16 protein-coding genes and 1 tRNA gene are annotated in these 16,392 nt (G+C 69.7%); 11 read left to right on the top strand and 6 right to left on the bottom strand.

Annotated elements, in window-relative coordinates; genetic code table 11:
• The first annotated feature begins 139 nt into the window (after positions 1 to 139).
• From K6T36_RS06250 to K6T36_RS06235, 4 genes are all read left to right on the top strand, one after another.
• Positions 140 to 1,078, top strand: a complete 939-nt coding sequence (locus tag K6T36_RS06250) for a complex I NDUFA9 subunit family protein (protein WP_222923082.1) — start codon at positions 140 to 142, stop codon at positions 1,076 to 1,078.
• 267 nt (positions 1,079 to 1,345) lie between these two features.
• Positions 1,346 to 2,527 carry a tubulin/FtsZ family protein gene (locus K6T36_RS06245; protein ID WP_222923081.1) on the top strand — a complete coding sequence of 394 codons (1,182 nt, stop codon included), beginning with the start codon at positions 1,346 to 1,348 and terminating at the stop codon, positions 2,525 to 2,527.
• Entirely contained in the window at positions 2,496 to 3,287 is a 792-nt protein-coding gene (locus K6T36_RS06240; protein WP_222923080.1) for a hypothetical protein, read from the top strand. The genes K6T36_RS06245 and K6T36_RS06240 overlap by 32 nt, the downstream gene beginning before the upstream one ends.
• Positions 3,288 to 3,308: 21 nt before the next feature.
• On the top strand, positions 3,309 to 4,037 hold the full coding sequence (locus tag K6T36_RS06235; protein ID WP_222923079.1) for a CofC family guanylyltransferase: 729 nt from the start codon (positions 3,309 to 3,311) through the stop codon (positions 4,035 to 4,037).
• A gap of 41 nt (positions 4,038 to 4,078) precedes the next feature.
• On the opposite strand, the gene K6T36_RS06230 is transcribed toward K6T36_RS06235, so the two are convergent.
• Together K6T36_RS06230 and K6T36_RS06225 are read right to left on the bottom strand one after the other, a co-directional pair.
• Positions 4,079 to 4,405 (bottom strand): hypothetical protein, encoded by a 327-nt coding sequence (locus K6T36_RS06230; RefSeq protein ID WP_222923078.1) that lies wholly within the window; start codon positions 4,403 to 4,405, stop codon positions 4,079 to 4,081.
• Positions 4,406 to 4,562: 157 nt separating this feature from the next.
• Positions 4,563 to 5,231 (bottom strand): alpha/beta hydrolase, encoded by a 669-nt coding sequence (locus K6T36_RS06225; protein ID WP_222923077.1) that lies wholly within the window; start codon positions 5,229 to 5,231, stop codon positions 4,563 to 4,565.
• Between the two features lie 438 nt (positions 5,232 to 5,669).
• Between K6T36_RS06225 and cofG the strand changes: the two genes are divergently transcribed.
• From cofG to uppS, 3 genes are all read left to right on the top strand, one after another.
• On the top strand, positions 5,670 to 6,815 hold the full coding sequence (gene cofG, locus K6T36_RS06220; protein ID WP_222923076.1) for a 7,8-didemethyl-8-hydroxy-5-deazariboflavin synthase subunit CofG: 1,146 nt from the start codon (positions 5,670 to 5,672) through the stop codon (positions 6,813 to 6,815).
• A gap of 144 nt (positions 6,816 to 6,959) precedes the next feature.
• Entirely contained in the window at positions 6,960 to 7,850 is an 891-nt protein-coding gene (locus K6T36_RS06215) for a mechanosensitive ion channel family protein (protein ID WP_222923075.1), read from the top strand.
• A gap of 125 nt (positions 7,851 to 7,975) precedes the next feature.
• Positions 7,976 to 8,917, top strand: coding sequence for a polyprenyl diphosphate synthase (gene uppS, locus K6T36_RS06210; RefSeq protein ID WP_222923378.1), 942 nt, complete (start codon positions 7,976 to 7,978; stop codon positions 8,915 to 8,917).
• 15 nt (positions 8,918 to 8,932) lie between these two features.
• On the opposite strand, the gene K6T36_RS06205 is transcribed toward uppS, so the two are convergent.
• Complete coding sequence (locus K6T36_RS06205; RefSeq protein ID WP_222923074.1) at positions 8,933 to 9,541, bottom strand: undecaprenyl diphosphate synthase family protein; 609 nt, start codon at positions 9,539 to 9,541, stop codon at positions 8,933 to 8,935.
• 110 nt (positions 9,542 to 9,651) lie between these two features.
• Between K6T36_RS06205 and K6T36_RS06200 the strand changes: the two genes are divergently transcribed.
• Both K6T36_RS06200 and K6T36_RS06195 read left to right on the top strand, forming a co-directional pair.
• Entirely contained in the window at positions 9,652 to 11,160 is a 1,509-nt protein-coding gene (locus K6T36_RS06200) for a DUF92 domain-containing protein (protein WP_222923073.1), read from the top strand.
• The gene (locus K6T36_RS06195) at positions 11,157 to 11,570 is read left to right on the top strand and encodes a GNAT family N-acetyltransferase (protein ID WP_222923072.1); all 414 of its coding nucleotides are present in this window, start codon (positions 11,157 to 11,159) and stop codon (positions 11,568 to 11,570) included. Before K6T36_RS06200 ends, K6T36_RS06195 begins: the two co-directional genes overlap by 4 nt.
• Positions 11,571 to 11,582: 12 nt before the next feature.
• Here K6T36_RS06195 and K6T36_RS06190 read toward each other — a convergent pair whose 3' ends face one another.
• A complete protein-coding gene (locus K6T36_RS06190) occupies positions 11,583 to 12,266 on the bottom strand; it encodes a TVP38/TMEM64 family protein (RefSeq protein WP_222923071.1) in 684 nt (227 codons plus the stop codon).
• 142 nt (positions 12,267 to 12,408) lie between these two features.
• On the opposite strand from K6T36_RS06190, the gene K6T36_RS06185 reads away from it, so the two are divergent.
• Entirely contained in the window at positions 12,409 to 12,798 is a 390-nt protein-coding gene (locus K6T36_RS06185) for a DUF5830 family protein (RefSeq protein WP_222923070.1), read from the top strand.
• A 19-nt stretch (positions 12,799 to 12,817) separates the two neighbouring features.
• Here K6T36_RS06185 and K6T36_RS06180 read toward each other — a convergent pair whose 3' ends face one another.
• A complete protein-coding gene (locus K6T36_RS06180; protein WP_222923069.1) occupies positions 12,818 to 13,924 on the bottom strand; it encodes a DUF7115 domain-containing protein in 1,107 nt (368 codons plus the stop codon).
• 173 nt (positions 13,925 to 14,097) lie between these two features.
• Here K6T36_RS06180 and K6T36_RS06175 point away from each other — a divergent pair.
• A tRNA-Met gene (locus tag K6T36_RS06175) sits at positions 14,098 to 14,246 on the top strand.
• Positions 14,247 to 14,558: 312 nt separating this feature from the next.
• Here the strand turns inward: K6T36_RS06175 and K6T36_RS06170 are convergent.
• The gene (locus K6T36_RS06170) at positions 14,559 to 16,199 is read right to left on the bottom strand and encodes a hypothetical protein (RefSeq protein WP_222923068.1); all 1,641 of its coding nucleotides are present in this window, start codon (positions 16,197 to 16,199) and stop codon (positions 14,559 to 14,561) included.
• Positions 16,200 to 16,392: the final 193 nt, after the last annotated feature.

Raw genomic sequence — 16,392 nt, 5'->3', positions numbered from 1 at the left:
GCCGCTCCCTGCCCTCGTCGCGGAGGCGTTTCCGGACGCCCAGCGGACACGCTCCGGGCCGCCGCCGCCGACACGGTCGACGCCGGACCGCCCCGCCGGCGTCCGCACCTTTAGGGTGGTTCCGCCCGTGGATCGGTGCATGCGCGTAGTCGTCGCCGGCGGCACCGGCTTCATCGGGACGAACCTGTGTACGGAACTCGACCAGCGCGGCCACGACGTGGTCGCGCTCGCCCGCGACCCGACCGGCGCGGGCCTGCCCGACGGCGTCATCACGAAGGCGGCCGACGTGACAGATCGCGACTCCCTCGACGGTCCGATCGCGGGTGCCGACGCGGTGGTGAACCTCGTGTCGCTGTCGCCGCTGTTCAAGCCCGACGGCGGCGACGAGATGCACGACCGCGTTCACCGACGAGGGACCGAGCACCTCCTCGACGCGGCGGCGGAGGCGGACGTCGACCGCTTCGTCCAGATGTCCGGACTGGGCGCGGACCCGGACGCCCCGACGCATTTCCTCCGCGCGAAGGGGCGCGCCGACGAGACGGTTCGCGAGTCGGAACTCGAACACGTGATCGTCCGTCCGTCGGTCGTCTTCGGCGACGGGGACGAGTTCGTCTTCTTCACGAAGCGGCTGAAGGAGATCTTCGCGCCGGGCGTTCCGCTGTACCCGCTCCCGGGCGGCGGCCGGAACCGCTTCCAGCCGATCTGGGTCGGCGATCTGGTGCCGATGCTCGCCGACGCCGTCGTCGACGCCGAGCACGCCGACCGAACGTACGAGTTCGGCGGTCCCGACGTGCTCACGCTCCGGGAGATCTCCGAGCTGGTGTTCGAATCGGAGGGACGGTCGATCACGGTCGTCCCGCTCCCGATGGGCCTGGCGAAGGTCGGGCTCACCGTGCTCGGGTCGGTCGGCTTCCCGATGGGCCGAGATCAGTACCGGTCGTTGCGGATCGACAACGTCGTCTCGGACAACGACGTGGGCGCCTTCGGCGTCGCGGAGGCGGACCTGAAGTCGTTCGAGGAGTACCTCGGGCTGGCGACGGAGACGACGGACGCGGCCGACTCGACCGTCACCGCGTGAACGGCCGCGTGGCGCGCCCGAACAGCCCAGGGAAGGCCGTTCGGCCGAAAGGGTCTCCACGTCGAACCGGCCGACCGCAAGGGATAAATGTGTCATACACTCGTCCGGTTCGCTACAATATAAACGGGCTTACATGAATTCAATCCCGGCGCCTGCTTGCGATTTTCCGCAGTTCGCGACGCGCTCGGGGTCTCGTCACTGATAGCCCCATCAGAAGGTTTATCACCGTTCTCTCTCTGAATCTGGCGTAATGAGGAGGGGAGACGTATGAAACTGGCACTCATCGGATTCGGTCAGGCGGGGGGGAAGATCGTCGACAAGTTCGTCCAATACGACCAGCGCACGGGCAGCGACATCGTGCGAGCGGCGGTCGCGGTCAACACGGCCAAGGCGGACCTCATGGGGCTCGAGGAGATCCCGCAGGATCAGCGGGTGCTCATCGGGCAGTCCCGTGTCAAGGGACACGGCGTCGGCGCGGACAACGAGCTCGGCGCGGAGGTCGCCGAGGAGGACATCGACGAGGTGCAGGGGGCCATCGACTCGATCCCGGTTCACGAGGTCGACGCGTTCCTCGTCATCGCCGGGCTCGGCGGGGGGACCGGCTCCGGCGGCGCGCCGGTGCTCGCGAAGCACCTGAAGCGCATCTACACCGAACCCGTCTACGGACTCGGCGTCCTGCCGGGCTCGGACGAAGGCGGTATCTACACGCTCAACGCCGCGCGCTCGTTCCAGACGTTCGTCCGTGAGGTGGACAACCTCATGGTGTTCGACAACGACGCGTGGCGCAAGACCGGGGAGTCGGTCTCCGGCGGCTACGACGAGATCAACGAGGAGATCGTCAAGCGGTTCGGCATCCTGTTCGGCGCCGGCGAGATCGACCAGGGCCAGGAGGTCGCCGAGTCCGTCGTCGACTCCTCGGAGATCATCAACACGCTGTCCGGGGGCGGCGTCTCGACGGTCGGCTACGCCAGCGAGGAGGTCGAGGAGACCGCCGGCGGCGGCGGGCTGCTCTCGCGGCTCACCGGCGACGCGGGCGACGACGACCTCGACACGGCCCACACGACCAACCGGATCACCTCGCTCGTTCGCAAGGCGGCGCTGGGTCGCCTCACGCTCCCGTGTGAGATCGAGGGCACCGAGCGCGCGCTGCTGGTCATGGCCGGTCCGCCCCAGCACCTCAACCGCAAGGGGATCGAGCGCGGCCGCAAGTGGCTCGAGGAGCAGACCGGCTCGATGGAGGTCCGCGGCGGCGACTACCCCGTCACCGGCTCCGGCTTCGTCGCGAGCGTGATCCTGCTGTCGGGCGTGACGAACGTCCCGCGGATCAAGGAGCTCCAGCAGGTCGCGATCGAGGCCCAGGACAACATCGACGACATCCAACAGGAGAGTCAGGACAACCTCGACAGCCTCATCAGCGATGACGAGGACGAGCTTGAATCGCTGTTCTGAGCTCACTGCGGTCCTCGCGGTTCTCGCCCTCCTGATCGCGGCGGTCGCTCCGGCGGCGGCGGTGTCCGTCCAGGAGACCGACGTGCCCGACAGCGGCGAGGTGGACTCGCAGGTGACGGCGACGGTGACGATGACGGAGCTGTACGACACCTACGAGACGTGGCAGCTCGCCGGTCGGACCGAGCTCCGGAACGTGACCTGGACGGTGACGTTCCTGAACCAGGCGGGCAACCAGGTGCGCCAGGAGTCGTACGACGGGCAGAACTTCTCGGGCGCGACCGTCGACATCGACGAGGGGACCTCCGAGGTCCGCGTCCGCGTGACGGGTACCGTGCCGGCCGTCGAGGCGTACAGCTACGACCCGCAGCAGTCGTTCACGCTGCTCGCGCTGGACCAGACCCGGGAGGGCGGCACCTCGAACGAGCTGACGAACCGGTCGGCGACCCACTACACCGCCGACAGTCGGGAGGCCCGTGAGGCGATGGACTCCGCACGCGAGGCGATCGACGCCGCGGGGAACCCCGAAACGGCCGAGGAGTCGTTCGCCAGCGCGGTCGACGCCTACGAGGCGGGGAACTTCGACAACGCCGCCTCGCTGGCCGAGCGCGCCGAGAGCGAGGCCAACCAGGCCGAGAGCAGCCGACAGCGCACCCAGCTGATCATGTACGGCGTCGCCGGACTGGTCGTGCTCGGCGTCGTCGCCGGCGGCGTCGTGCTGTTCCTGCGCAATCGCGGGGACGGCTACGACAAGCTCGGCTGACCCGGCCGGCGACCGCTTTTCGTGACCGACCGCGTCGACGCGCTCGTTCCGTTCTCGCCCGACCGCCCGAAGACGCGGCTGTCGGACACGCTCTCTCCCGCGGAGCGACGCGACTTCGCCGACGCGATGTTGACCGACGTGCTCGCGGCGCTGGAGGGGGCGGGCTTCGCGCCGCGCGTGCTCACGACCGAGCCGACCGGCCGCGACGTGCCCGAGACGGTCGACGACCGCCCGCTCACCGAGGCGGTCAACGCCGCCCTCGACGCGCACGACCCCGGTCCGGAGTCGCCGCTGGCGGTGGTGATGGCGGATCTCGCGCTGGCGACGCCGCGGGCGCTCGCGAGACTCCGCGGCCCGCACGGCGGCGACGGCTCGACCGCCGCCGCCGACTCCTCCGACCCCGCCGGCGACTCCTCCGACCCCGCCGGCGACTCCTCCGACCCCGCCGACGTTGCCATCGCGCCGGGTCGCGGCGGCGGAACGAACGCGCTGCTCGTCCGGCATCCGGAGTTCCGGGTCGACTACCACGGCGCCTCGTCCCTCGATCACCTCCGGGCGGCTCGTGATCTCGGCGCGACCGTTCACGAGCTCGACTCGCGGCGGCTCGCGACGGATATCGACGAGCGCGAGGACCTGGCGGAGGTGCTGATCTCGGGCGACGGCGCCGCCCGCGACTGGCTGGTCGAGGCGGGGTTCCGGCTGGAGACGGGAGACGGCCGGGTGACGGTCGAACGGAACGGGGACGGGTAGGCGAGCCGGCGGCGGCCCCGACCCGTCCGCCCACGACACCGTTAGGTGGTCCGCGCGGCCGACCCGGCGTTCAACCGGTAGAGGAGGCGTCCCACGTCCAACAGTATCGCCGCCCCGACCAGGACGGTGAGGGACGACGGCGGATCCGTCACGCTCGCGAGCGCCCCCACCGCGAGGACGGCGACGCCGACGCGGAGGACCGTGTTCCCGGCCATCTCCCCGACGACATCGTCGGGAAGCGACGAGGTCGACTCGTCGTACCCGGCCAGCAACCACGTCCATCCCGCGAACCTGATGAGCGCACCCAGGAGCGTGACGACCGCACCGCTCGCGAGCCACTCGACGGCGAGTGAACCGGCGGAGGGCATACGCGAGCGCCTGCACGGGCTGAGAGTAATCGTTTTCGGGAACTATCACTATCGCGAGCGGTTCGTGCGCCCCCGTCGTCGAGTGCCCGCGCGGAATCGAGGGAACTCGGGAACAGCGGCGCCTCGGGGGAGAAGCGGACGGAGAGGGATCGGTCGCCTACTCGCCGGCGAGTTCGAGACTCGTCACCATCCCCTTCGCGGCGTTCAACTCGTCCTCGTTGACGCCGTGGCCCATCCCCTCGTAGATGCGCTCGTCCACGTCCGCGCCCAGCTCCTCCAGCACCTCGGTGGTCTCCTTCACGCGCTCCAGCGGGATGTGCGGGTCCACGTCCGAGCAGCCGAGGAACGCGGGCGTGCCGTCGAGGTCGCCGTCGTACTCGCGGGGTGTGCCCTCCGGGCCGATGAGCCCGCCGGAGAACGCGACGAGGCCGCCGAAGCGGTCGGCGTTGCGCGCGAGCCACTCCGAGGAGAGACAGGCGCCCTGCGAGAAGCCAAGCAGGAGCACCTTCTCGCGGCCGACGGCGTCGGCGGCGGCGTCGACGACGCTCCCCACGAACGCGAGCGCGGAGTCGAGGTGCGGCTGGTTCTTCGTCGTCTCCTCCATGAACGAGTGGGGGTACCAGGTGTTGCGGGCGGCCGCGGGCGCGAGGTAGGCGACCGAGTCGGTGCCGAACTCCCCGGCCATCCCGAGGATGCTGCGGGCGGTCGCGCCGCGGCCGTGGACCATCACGACCGCCGCGTTCGCGTCGGCGAGGTCGGCGCCGGCGCGGCGGACGGGCTGTCCGCCGTGGGGCCCCTCGACGTCGGTGGTGTCGATGTCGGTCATCGCTCGCTCACTCGGCCGCGCGCGGGGTATCGGTTGTGGTGGCGGATCCGTGTCGTGGTTCGAGTCGAGTCGTGACTGTCGGCGACCGCGTGGAGTTCTGGTACGAGTCGGCGCGGAGGTTCGGTTCAGGTTCGGTCGGGGGTTCGGTTCGAGTCAGCCGATCGGACACAGGCACCGTCACGTGACAGCCACTTCCTCCCCAGCCGACTGCGTTCCTCGCTCCCTGCGGTCGCTGCGGTACTCGTCCCTCGCGCGCTCGCGGTCGCGACGGAGCGCGACCGCCGCGCGCCACCGCCGTGGCTCGGACGGGTCGCCACCGCGGCGCCCGGTCCGGCTCGTCGACGCGGCGGCTCTCCGCAGGTTCGCTCCACCCGCCCGCCCCCCGATTCGTTCCCCGCGACCGACTCGCTTTTGCCCCTCGGTCGGCGACCTCACGGCGTGTTCCCGGGCGCCGCGGAGTACGACCTCGACGTGACGGTCGCCGACGAGGACGTCGAGCACCTGCTGTCCGTCGGCCCCGCGGACGTCTCCGCCGCCGCCGAGTTGACGTTCGCCCGGAACGTGTTCGTCCCGCTGACGACCGCCTGCCGCTACACCTGCACGTACTGCACCTACTACGACGTGCCCGGCGAGGCGAGCCTCCTGTCGGCCGAGGAGGTGCGCGAGCGGTGCCGCGTCGGCGCCGACGCCGGCTGCACGGAGGCGCTGTTCACCTTCGGCGACAAGCCCGACGCGCGCTACACCGCGATCCACGACCAGTTGGCCGAGTGGGGCTACGACTCCATCGTCGACTACCACGAGCGCGCCTGCGAGATCGCCCTGGAGGAGGGGCTGCTCCCGCACTCGAACCCCGGCGACCTCACGGAATCGGAGTTCCGCCGCCTGCGCGACGTGAACGCCTCCATGGGCGTGATGCTGGAGACGACCGCGGACGTGGCCGCCCACGCCGGCGGCCGGCGCAAGACGCCGGGCCAGCGGCTCAACACGATCCGCGCGGCGGGGGAGGCCCGGGTGCCGTTCACCACGGGGATCCTCGTCGGGATCGGCGAGGACTGGCGCGACCGGGCGGAATCGCTGCTCGCGATCCGGAACCTGCACGAGCGGTACGGCCACGTGCAGGAGGTGATAATTCAGCCCGTCGTGCCCAACGAGCGGTCCGACTACGACGCGCCCTCGACAGACACGATGCGACGGGTGACGGCGATGGCCCGCGCCGCGTTGCCCGCGGGGGTGTCGGTGCAGTCGCCGCCGAACCTCGCGCCGGTGCGGGAGCTGCTCGACTGCGGCGTCGACGACCTGGGCGGCGTCTCGCCGGTCACGGACGACTACATCAACCCGGACTACGCGTGGCCCGCGCTGGAGGAACTCCGCGCGGTCGCGGAGGCGGGCGGCGTCCCGCTGCACGAGCGGCTCCCGACCCACGAGCGCTACCTCCCCGCCGAACACCGCCGCGACGGCTTCGACGGCGAGCCCGCGCCGGGGTCGTGGCTCCACGGTCGGATCCCCGACGCCCTCGCCGACGGGGGCGTCCACGGCGAGCGCTTCCGCGCGGTCGCCCGTCGCGAGGGGCCGCTGTCGGCGTAGGCGAGCGACGAATTGGCCGCCGGCGTCGGGCGCGATGGACCGGACGCCGGTGTCGGTGCGCGACCGACCGCCCGCAGGCGTCGAGCGTTGTATTCGGGTGGCCGGCAGGTTCTTACCCGATACCGCCCAACGCTGGCCCGACTGATGCATTCCGTCGTGTTGCAGACGACCCTCGATGGCCTGATCGACACGTTCGCCGGCTACCTGACGAACGTGATCGGGTTCCTCGTCGGCTTCGTCGCGACGTACCTCGTCGGTCGGCTCGTGCTGGTCCCGCTCGTCCGACGGGTGTTGGACCGCCGCGGCTTCGACCGGACCGTGTTGAGCCTCATCGACAGCCTCACGGGTGTGATCGTCGTCGTCCTCGCGCTGTCGATCGGCTTCATGAGCGCCGGCTTCCCCCGGTTCCTGACCGCGGCGGCGACGCTCGGGGGCGCGCTCGCGCTGGCGGTCGGCTTCGCCGCGCAGGACCTCGTCGGCAACTTCGTCGCCGGCGTGTTCATCATCAAGGACAAGCCGTTCGAGGTGGGCGACTGGATCGAGTGGAACGACAACGCCGGGCGCGTCGAGGACATCGACCTACGCGTCTCGCGCGTCCGCACCTTCGACAACGAGCGCGTCACCGTTCCGAACGGCGAGCTCGCGAACAACGCGATCACCAACCCCGTCGCCTACGACACGCTCCGCCAGAAGTTCGTCTTCGGCATCGGCTACGACGACGACATCGACCACGCGACCGACTGCATCCTCGAGGAGGCCGAGGCGGTCGACGGCATCCTCGACGACCCGGCGCCGTCGGTGCGGGTCACCGAACTCGGAGACTCGGCCGTCGGGCTGCAGAGCCGCTTCTGGATCGACGAGCCCGACCGCGGCGACTTCGTGCGCGTCCGCTCGGAGTACGTGCAGGCGGTGAAGGAGCGCTTCGACGAGGAGGGCATCGACATGCCGTACGTCCACCGCCAGCTCACCGGCGAGGTGGAGGTGCTGGAGTCGGTCGCCGGCGACGCGGCCGGATCCACGGATTCGACGCGGTGATCGACCGCGGGGGCGACGCCGACTGACGCTGTGCGTCGGTCGCGTACCGTCCGCGCGTCATTCGCGTGTCGTCCGGGCTCTCACAAGACACATATTCCCTGGCCGACACACTATCGGTAGTGACCCTGCGCTCGCGTCTCGCGACCCTGTTCGACAGTACCTACGAGCGCGTGCTGCGCCGGGAGATCGGCGAGGGGCCCGACCACGTGGCGATCATCCAGGACGGGAACCGCCGGTACGCCCGCAGCCGCGGCGACGACGCGCCCGACGGCCACCGCGCGGGCGCCGACACGACCGAGCGGGTGCTCGACTGGTGTGCGGATCTCGGCGTCGAGGAGCTCACGCTGTACGCCTTCTCGACGGAGAACTTCGACCGCCCGGACGACGAGCTGGACCCGCTGTTCGACCTGCTGGAGGACAAGCTCCGCGAGTTCGCCGACGCCGACCGCGTCCACGAGCAGGGCGTGTGTATCCGCGCGCTCGGCGACGTGGAGCGGCTCCCGCCCCGCGTTCGCGACGCGGTCGAGTACGCCGAGGACCGGACCGCCGGCTACGACGAGTTCACGCTCAACATCGCGCTGGCGTACGGCGGCCGCAACGAACTGCTCGGGGCGGTCCGGGCGGTCGCCCGCGACGTGGCCGACGGCGACTTGGCGGCCGAGGACGTGGGCGTCGCGGAGGTGGAGTCGCGGCTGTACCGCCGTCCCGTCCGCGACGTGGACCTCATCATCCGGACGGGCGGCGACGAGCGCACCTCGAACTTCCTCCCGTGGCACGCCAACGGCAACGAGGCGGCGGCGTACTTCTGCTCGCCGTACTGGCCTGAGTTCTCGAAGGTCGACTTCCTGCGCTCCATTCGAACGTACGAGGCCCGCGAGGAGTCATGGCGCCGGACCCGCGCGAAGCGGGCGGCCGCGCTCGTGCGGTCGCTCGCGGCCGTCGAGCTGGACGAGGCGCGGACGGTCGCGGGGCGGCTGCGCGAGCGGCTGCCCGGCGAGGCGACCGACGAGGAGTTGACCGAGGCGCTGGAGGTCGACGGCGCGGGGACCCGCGAGACGGCGGATTGACCGGGGACTGGTCCGTTATTTTCCGAACCGGCGCTGGCGGTTCTGGTAGTCCAGCACCGCCCGCAGGTAGTCCCGTTTCCGGAAGTCCCGCCAGTTCACGTCGGTGAAGTACAGCTCCGAGTAGACGGACTGCCAGATGAGGAAGTCGGAGAGCCGTTCGGCGCCCGTCTTGATCACGAGATCCGGCTCCTCGGGGAAGATCAGTCGGTCCTCGATGTCGGCCTCGGCGATCTCGTCGGGCGCGAGGTCGCCGGCCTCGACGGCCTCGGCGATGTCGCGGACGGCGGCGGCGAACTCCCGCTTACCGCCGAGGCCGATGTTCACCCGGATCGGCGCGTCCGCGCGGGCGGTGTCGTCGGGCGTGCGAACCGCGATCGAACGGGGAGCGTCGACGTCCGCCAGCTCGCGAGCGAGCGTGTCGACGACCGCCTCGTCGAGCACGGAGACGGAGACGGTGACGCGTTCCGCGCCGTACTCGAACGCCCAGCCGAGGAACGACTCCAGCGTGTCGTAGGCGCCCTGTTCGAGCAGGTCGCGCTCGGTGATGACGAGCGCGACGTGGGCGGGCGGGTCGCCCGGGTTGCGCCGGTGGCGCACGCCGAGGTACGCGTCGTAGAGTCCCACTGCTGATAGTGGGTGTGGCGGGGCGCCCGAAAGCGTTACCGTTCGCTCTCCGATCCCGGGAGAGCCGCCGTCCCGGGACCGTTAAGTGTGCGTCGGGGATAGCTCCCGGCGTGAGACACCGACTCCGGCGTGCGGGGGCGTTCGCGGTCGTCGCCTCGGCCGTGTTGGCCGCGCCGGCGCTGGGGCCGGCCGCCGCCGCGCCCTTCGCCGCCGTCGCCGTCCTCGCGGCGTTCGTCGTCGAGGAGGGTCGGTTCTTCGAGCTGTTCGCCCGGCCGGGCGACTACGAGGACCGCCGCCTCAACGGCCTCGCCGGGTTCGCGCTCGCGGCGACCGCCCTCGGCGTGCTGACGGCGCTCCCGCAGGCGGCGATGCCGGCCACCGTCTACGCCGCCAGCGTCCTCTCGCTGGCGTACGGCGTCCTCGGTCGCGAGTTCGTCCGCGAGTCCACGAGCGACGAGTTCGCCACGACGACCGCGTTCACCGTCACGGCGTTCGCGGCCGCGACGGTCGGACAGGCCGCCGTCGCGGTCGCCGCCGGCTCGTTCGCCGTGGGGGCGCTCCCGACGTACGTGTTCCTCGCGGCGACGGCCGCGCTGGTGGCCGCGCTTCTCCGCTCGGTGCTGTTCCCTCGGGACGATCCGATCGTGGTCGTGTCGGTCGGGTTCCTCCTGTGGCTGCTGTCGGCGCTCGTCGCCGCCGGCGGGGTCGTCGTCACGCCGACGCTCGTGGCCGTCGGGCTCGCGCTGACCGTCGGGCTCGGCGTCGTCTCGTACGTGCTCGAGACCGCGTCCGTCTCGGGGATGTTGACGGGCGTATTGCTGAGCTTCGCGACGGTCGTGCTCGGCGGGCTCGGCTGGTTCCTCGTGCTCATCTCGTTTTTCGCCATCGGCGGGCTCGCCGCGAAGTTCCGCTTCGAGGAGAAGGACAGCCGCGGCGTCGCCGAGGGCAACGACGGCGCCCGCGGCGCCGGCAACGTCCTCGGCAACGCCGGGGTCGCGCTGTGTGCGGTGCTCGTGTTCGCGGCCGCCAGGGCGGTCCTCCCGGACACCGCCGTGCCGACGCTGATCGCGTTCGCGTTCGCCGGCTCGGTCGCGGCGGCGATGGCCGACACGCTCTCCTCGGAGTTCGGCGGGCTGTTCGACGCGCCGCGGCTGGTGACGACGCTGCGGCCGGTCGACCCCGGCACCGACGGGGCGATCACCTGGCAGGGCGAGGTCGCGGGGATCGCCGGGGCCGGGCTGGTCGCCGCGCTCGCGGCGCTGGCGATGCCGCTGGGCGGGTCCGCGACGCCGGGCGGCCTCGCGGTCCCGGCGGCCGCGAGCGCGACGGTCGCGGTCCCCGTGGCCGCCGCCGTCACCGGCGCCGGGTTCGTCGGCATGACGGTCGACAGCCTGCTCGGCGCGACCGTCGAGGGCGACCGGATCGGGAACCAGGGGGTGAACACGCTCGCGACGCTGTCGGGCGCGCTCGCGGCCGTTGTCCTCTCGGTCGCCACCGGCGCCGCCGCGGCGCCGTCGCCGGCGGTGCTCGGGGCGCTCGTCGACGCCCTCGCGTCGGTCGCGACGATCGTCCTCCAGGCGCCGCCGTTCCCGGCGTCCGTGCCGCTCCCGCCGCCGTGACGGTCCGATCCGGCCGGCCGGCCGACGAGCCGGCGATCCGAACGCTGCAGCGACTGCTCCGCGAGCCGAGCCCGACGCTGCGTTCGCACGCCCTCCGAACCGGCGACGCGCTCGTCGACGAGACGGCCGACGGCGCCGTCGTCGGCTACCTGCTCCCGGTCGCCGGCGACGGCGTTCACGTGGCGGAGCTCGCCGTCCATCCCGCCCACAGGCGGGCGGGACGGGCGACCCGCCTCCTCCGGGAGCTCCTCGCCCGCGCCGACGGTCGCGTCACGCTCCTCGTCGCCGCCGACAACGACGGCGCGAGGCGCCTGTACGAGTCGCTCGGCTTCCGCCCGACCGCGCGGCGACCTGATTTCTACGACGACGGCACGGACGCGATACTGCTGGCTCGCGAGCCGGCGGAATAGCGCACCCGCAGATCAGACCGACGTCGAGCGGTAGTGGCGGTAGGCCGGCCCCGCGAGGAGGAGGAGCCCGCCCAGCGCCGCCGTCCCGATCAACCACGGGTCGATCACCCCGTCGAGCCCGACCTCGGCGACGCGCCCGGCGGACGCGCCGGCGACGGTGCCGGCGACGGCCCACGGGAGCTCCCCCACCGCGCTCCCGAGGACGAACGGCCCGGCGCGGACGCCCGCGAGCCCGGCGGCGACGGAGACGGCGTCGGAGGGGAACGGGAGGAGCCGGGAGGCGGCGACCGAGCGGGTACCCCCGGCGACGGAGACGGCCCGCTCGCCGGCGCCGACGGCGCGATCGAGGAGGCCGTTGACGGCCGTCGAGATCCGGTCGCCGCCGGCGAGCGCGTCGCCCGCGTCGCGCCCGCGTCTGGCGAACAGATACGGCGGGACCGAGGTCGCCACCATCGCGGCGAGCGACAGCGGGATCGCCGACAGGCCCAGGCCGTAGCCGGCGACGACCGCCAACAGCGTCACCGGCCACGCGAGCAACGGACGAACGACCGCGAGCGCGGCCAGGATCGCGACGAGCCGCCACGGCTCGGCGGTGACCCACGCGATCCGGTCGAGCACGGCGCTCGGGGAGGAGAGGACGGCCGCGATCACCACCGCGGCGGCGACGAGGCCCCCGACGAGCGCGCGACGATTCACGGCCGTACTGGGGCCGTCAGGCGAATAAGCGCCGCGGTCGAGGCTCGCGGCGGCGACGAGTTCACGACGGCACCCCCGGGCGACGCGTCGGCCCCGGGACACCCGAGACGCTTAACAGCGACCGCGGCGAACCGCGGCCGACGTGCCCCCGGACGACGACACGCCCGCCCGAACTCGCGAGGAGACGGTCGCGCTCGGCGTGGAGCTGCTGGAGCACCTCGAGGACGACGAGCTCCCGCTCCCCGAGCTGATCGACCGGCTGGAGACGGTGACGACGAGCCCCGCGGTCACCCGCGAGGTGCTCGACGAGGCCGAACGCCGCGGGGTCATCGACCGCGAGGACGCGGTCGTTCGCGTCCACGGCTCCGGGTTCGTCCGGTTCGACTCGCAGGTGATCCGTCGGGAGGGAGACTTCTCGTGTCGTCGCTGCGGCGCGGGGATCACGACCGGCCACTTCGTCAGACTCGACGCGGGGGAACTCGGGCCGTTCGGATCCTCGTGTATCCGGAAGGTGACCGGGCGCGAGGAGTGAACGACCGGGACGACGGCAGTCAACGGCCGCGGCGCAGTTCCTCGATCAGCTGCTCGACGAGCTCCGTCTGGCGTTCGATCTGCTCGCCCTGGCGCTCGACGAGCTCCCTGAGGGCCGCCACTTCCTCGGCCACGTCGTCGGTGGGTTCGGCGGGCTCGAACCCCGAGTCGCCGAAGCCGTCGCGCTCGGCCGCCTCGGCTCCGGCGGCGTCGGCGTCGACGGCCCCCGGATCGGCCGCGTCGACCGCGTCGGCGTCCCTGTGCATCCCCGTCGCGGCCGCGGTCCCCGCGGCGCCGGCCGTCCCCGACTGTTCGCTCGCCCCGGCCGCGGCGTCCGCGCTCGGCTCGGCGGCCTCCTCGTCGGCGAGCGGCTCCTCGCGGGTGCCGGCGTCGGTGTCGACCTCCGCGGGCTCGGCCGACAGCGGGTCGGGGCCGCCGCCGAAGTCGGTCCGGTCGACCGACTCGTCGGCGTCGTCCTCGCCGTCGGCGGCCGCCGCGAGCGCGCGGAACTCCTCCAGCGAGTCCACGTCGTAGTGGGCCAACAGCGCGTTCGTGAGGCGCTCTTTGATCGCTCGGGCGCTGTCGCTGGGCGCCTTGAACCGCTCCTGGCGCCCGTTGACGGTGAGCACCAGCGTGGTGGCGACGCTCCCCTCCTCGAAGGTGAGGTCGGTCACGTCGTCGTAGTGGAACTCCTCGTAGTCGTCGTCCCAGACGGCCGCGCCGATGTGCTTGACCAGCCGTGCGGAGGTGACGACGAGCGTGAGCTCCGAGAAGCGGAAGGTGCGCTCGACGGTCTCGCCCGGGTCGGTGATCCCGGACGCCGAGAGGACGCCCGCGAGCACGGGGTGGAGGACTTCGTCGAGGGAGCCGCGCGGCACGGAGAACGTGCGCTCGCCGTCGAGGCCGTACTCGAGGGTGAACTTCGCCTTCCGACGCGACTCGGAGACGGCCACGCGCTCGGCGTCGTGGGGGAGCTCATCGGTGGACTCGTCGGAGAGCAGCCCTTCCGCGCGGTAGATCAGCGTGCGGGTCGGGGTGACGAACAGTTCGTCGTCCCCGCCGAGGTGGACGCGGGCGACGGGGTCCTCATCGCCCAGCTCTCCCCGGACCAGTTCCGGCAGACTCATACCAGCGTTTCGCCCGCCCCGTGGCTTAAACCCGGCGGGTACGCCGGTCGCGCGGCGGAACGCCGTCGGCCCGAGGCGTCGCACGCGCGGGGCGCCGCCGCCGTGTGGTTCGGCGTGGCGCACCGGTTCGCGATGGGAAGCTTCAAGAGTGCGACCGCCCGACGACCACGTGAGCCGGGGTGGCTTAGCTGGACATAGCGCCGCACTCATAGGGTTTCGAGATTCGGTGCGGAACGCCTTGGAAGCCTCCGCCCCAACGGGGCCCGCCGAGCCTCGTACCTGGGCCATGCGGAGATCGTGGGTTCGGAGCCCACCCCCGGCATGCTTCTCGCGGAGCGAGGAACGAAGTGACGAGCGGAGGCTGAAGCATGCCGGAGTGATCGTGACGAACCCAGGATGGGTCGACGCGAGCGAAGCGAGCGTCGAGTAGACGGGGCGCGCCGTCCGAGCGTCGCGAGGACGGCCGTCCCGGCGTGGTTCGGAGCCCACCCCCGGCATACATTCGGACCGTTTGATGCCGAAATACGATACTCCACCAGAATGGAGTCCGTATAACCGAACGAATTATTCTCGATTTGCTGGCCTTCCGGTAAGTACGGACCAATCCTGAGTGAACCAACAAGAGATCGGGTGTTCAGGAGAACTGCGTTTCGAGCAACGTAGCGGCCGCATCCACGTCGAACATCTCGGACCCGAGGAAGATCGAAAGGGGAAGTTCACGACCCTCGTCCGCATACCGTTCCCGCCAGAGCTCCGCCAGCGACTTCAGGTCTGCCGCCCGAACCAATCGAATATCCGTTTCGGTCCGCATTTCCAACTGTAGCGCGTTCTCCGCTGCCTGTTCGGTGAACTCGGGTGCGATTATCAGAAACCACTCGACATCGTGTTGCTCGCCTTTCGTGTCGATGTAGTTCTTGATCTTGCTCCTGGTATCGCTGTCGAGTTTGAACGTTCCTCGTCTGCGCTTGTTGTCCCAGAGTAACCATCGGCCGTCCTGCTTGATCTCTCCGTCCGCCACGACACCGGACGCCTGCTGCCCTAGTTTGTTCGTGCCGGTCAGGTTGAACGCTTCCTCGAAGATCTCGGCGGTCGCATCCTCGAACAGGATGTCGAGTTTCTCATCGGGATTGTCCGCATCAACGAGATCCTGAAGCTGGGGTGGGACTTCCGTTATCGCTCCATTCGCTATCTCCTCGAACGCGTCCAAATACAGATCTACTGCCGGCTCGTTGTCATCGACGGTCTTCTGGGATTGTTCGAAGTATTCGATGATCGCTGACACCATTTCATCGGTCTTCCGCTTGTGCGCATCGAGTCCGTACCGCTCGACGATCGCTTTCAGATCGTCCTTGTCGACGACCGTTTTCAGCAGTTCGCTTGGGTATACGCCCGCATCGACGATGTTCTCTCTCCGCTTTTGATTCCGTCCGTAGTTCTTCGCTTCAATGTCGAACTTCTCGTTCGCTTCGACCAGGACGGATTGACGGTCGAACGGCTCCAACGTCTCCAGCATCTGGAGGAAGTTCCGGTCGGACATCTCATAGTAGAGCCACTCCTGTACGATCGGAACGTACTCGTCGGGAATGCCGGTGAGTTCCTCGGAATCCTCGCCGTTTACCTCATAGACCAGCGCCTGTTCCTGAAGCGACCACAGTCCCTTCTCGATGGTATCACGGGCATGTTCCGGCGTCTCGGATCTCGATACCTTGGGGAACCGGCCGATGGCCGAGAGCCGCTGGAAGAAGTCTAACCATGTGTAGTACTGATGTTTACTTTCTTGTGCTCGATTATGCAACTCAAAATAGCTGTACACCATGTGTAGTTCCGAGTCGTCTATTCTGTTCTCGTAGTCGACGGCAGCCTGTGCGAGATGGAGCAGGTCGTCAGTGTCGGGGAAGGAACGCTCATCCGACTCCTCGATCATGTCTCGTTGCCAGCCTTGTACAGCGTCCAGCAACCGTCCCTTTGTCATACTGTAGTCGGGTTGTTGAATCAGTTGACGAAGGATTCCGTAGCGGATGACGAGCGCCTGATAGGGAGAATCGTTGATGGCGTTCAGTCGCGGTGGTGTGAAGTCAGTGAGTTCCGATTGAACCCTGGTTTCATCTGCAAGTGCCGGCACATACCGGTTAAGATACTTTTCGCGATCGTCGAACCCGTCGTGCTTGAACGATTCCGGATCGAATCGATCCGTCTTGTGTTTCGTATCGTCCTTCAGGAACCGTTTTCGCTCGTAACTGTTCCAGTTCTTGTCGATGAGATCGGACAATTTCATTTACTATTCAGTATGACACACGTCAACACTTCAATTTATCTTGGGAAAAGTTAGATTGGACGGTAGATTGGACCAGTGCTAATCTGTCCAGGTCGGGTCTCTACTCTCAATTCGACAAGAATTCTGTCGTGAATCCACTGAGAATGCCCGGACTGTTGAAAGTAGCCGATGCTATGTACTCGAGGAATACGAG

Source organism: Halobaculum roseum (assembly GCF_019880245.1).
Taxonomy (GTDB): domain Archaea; phylum Halobacteriota; class Halobacteria; order Halobacteriales; family Haloferacaceae; genus Halobaculum; species Halobaculum roseum.
The sequence above is the reverse complement of the archived record's forward strand: the minus strand, read 5'-3'. Positions and strand labels throughout refer to the sequence as shown.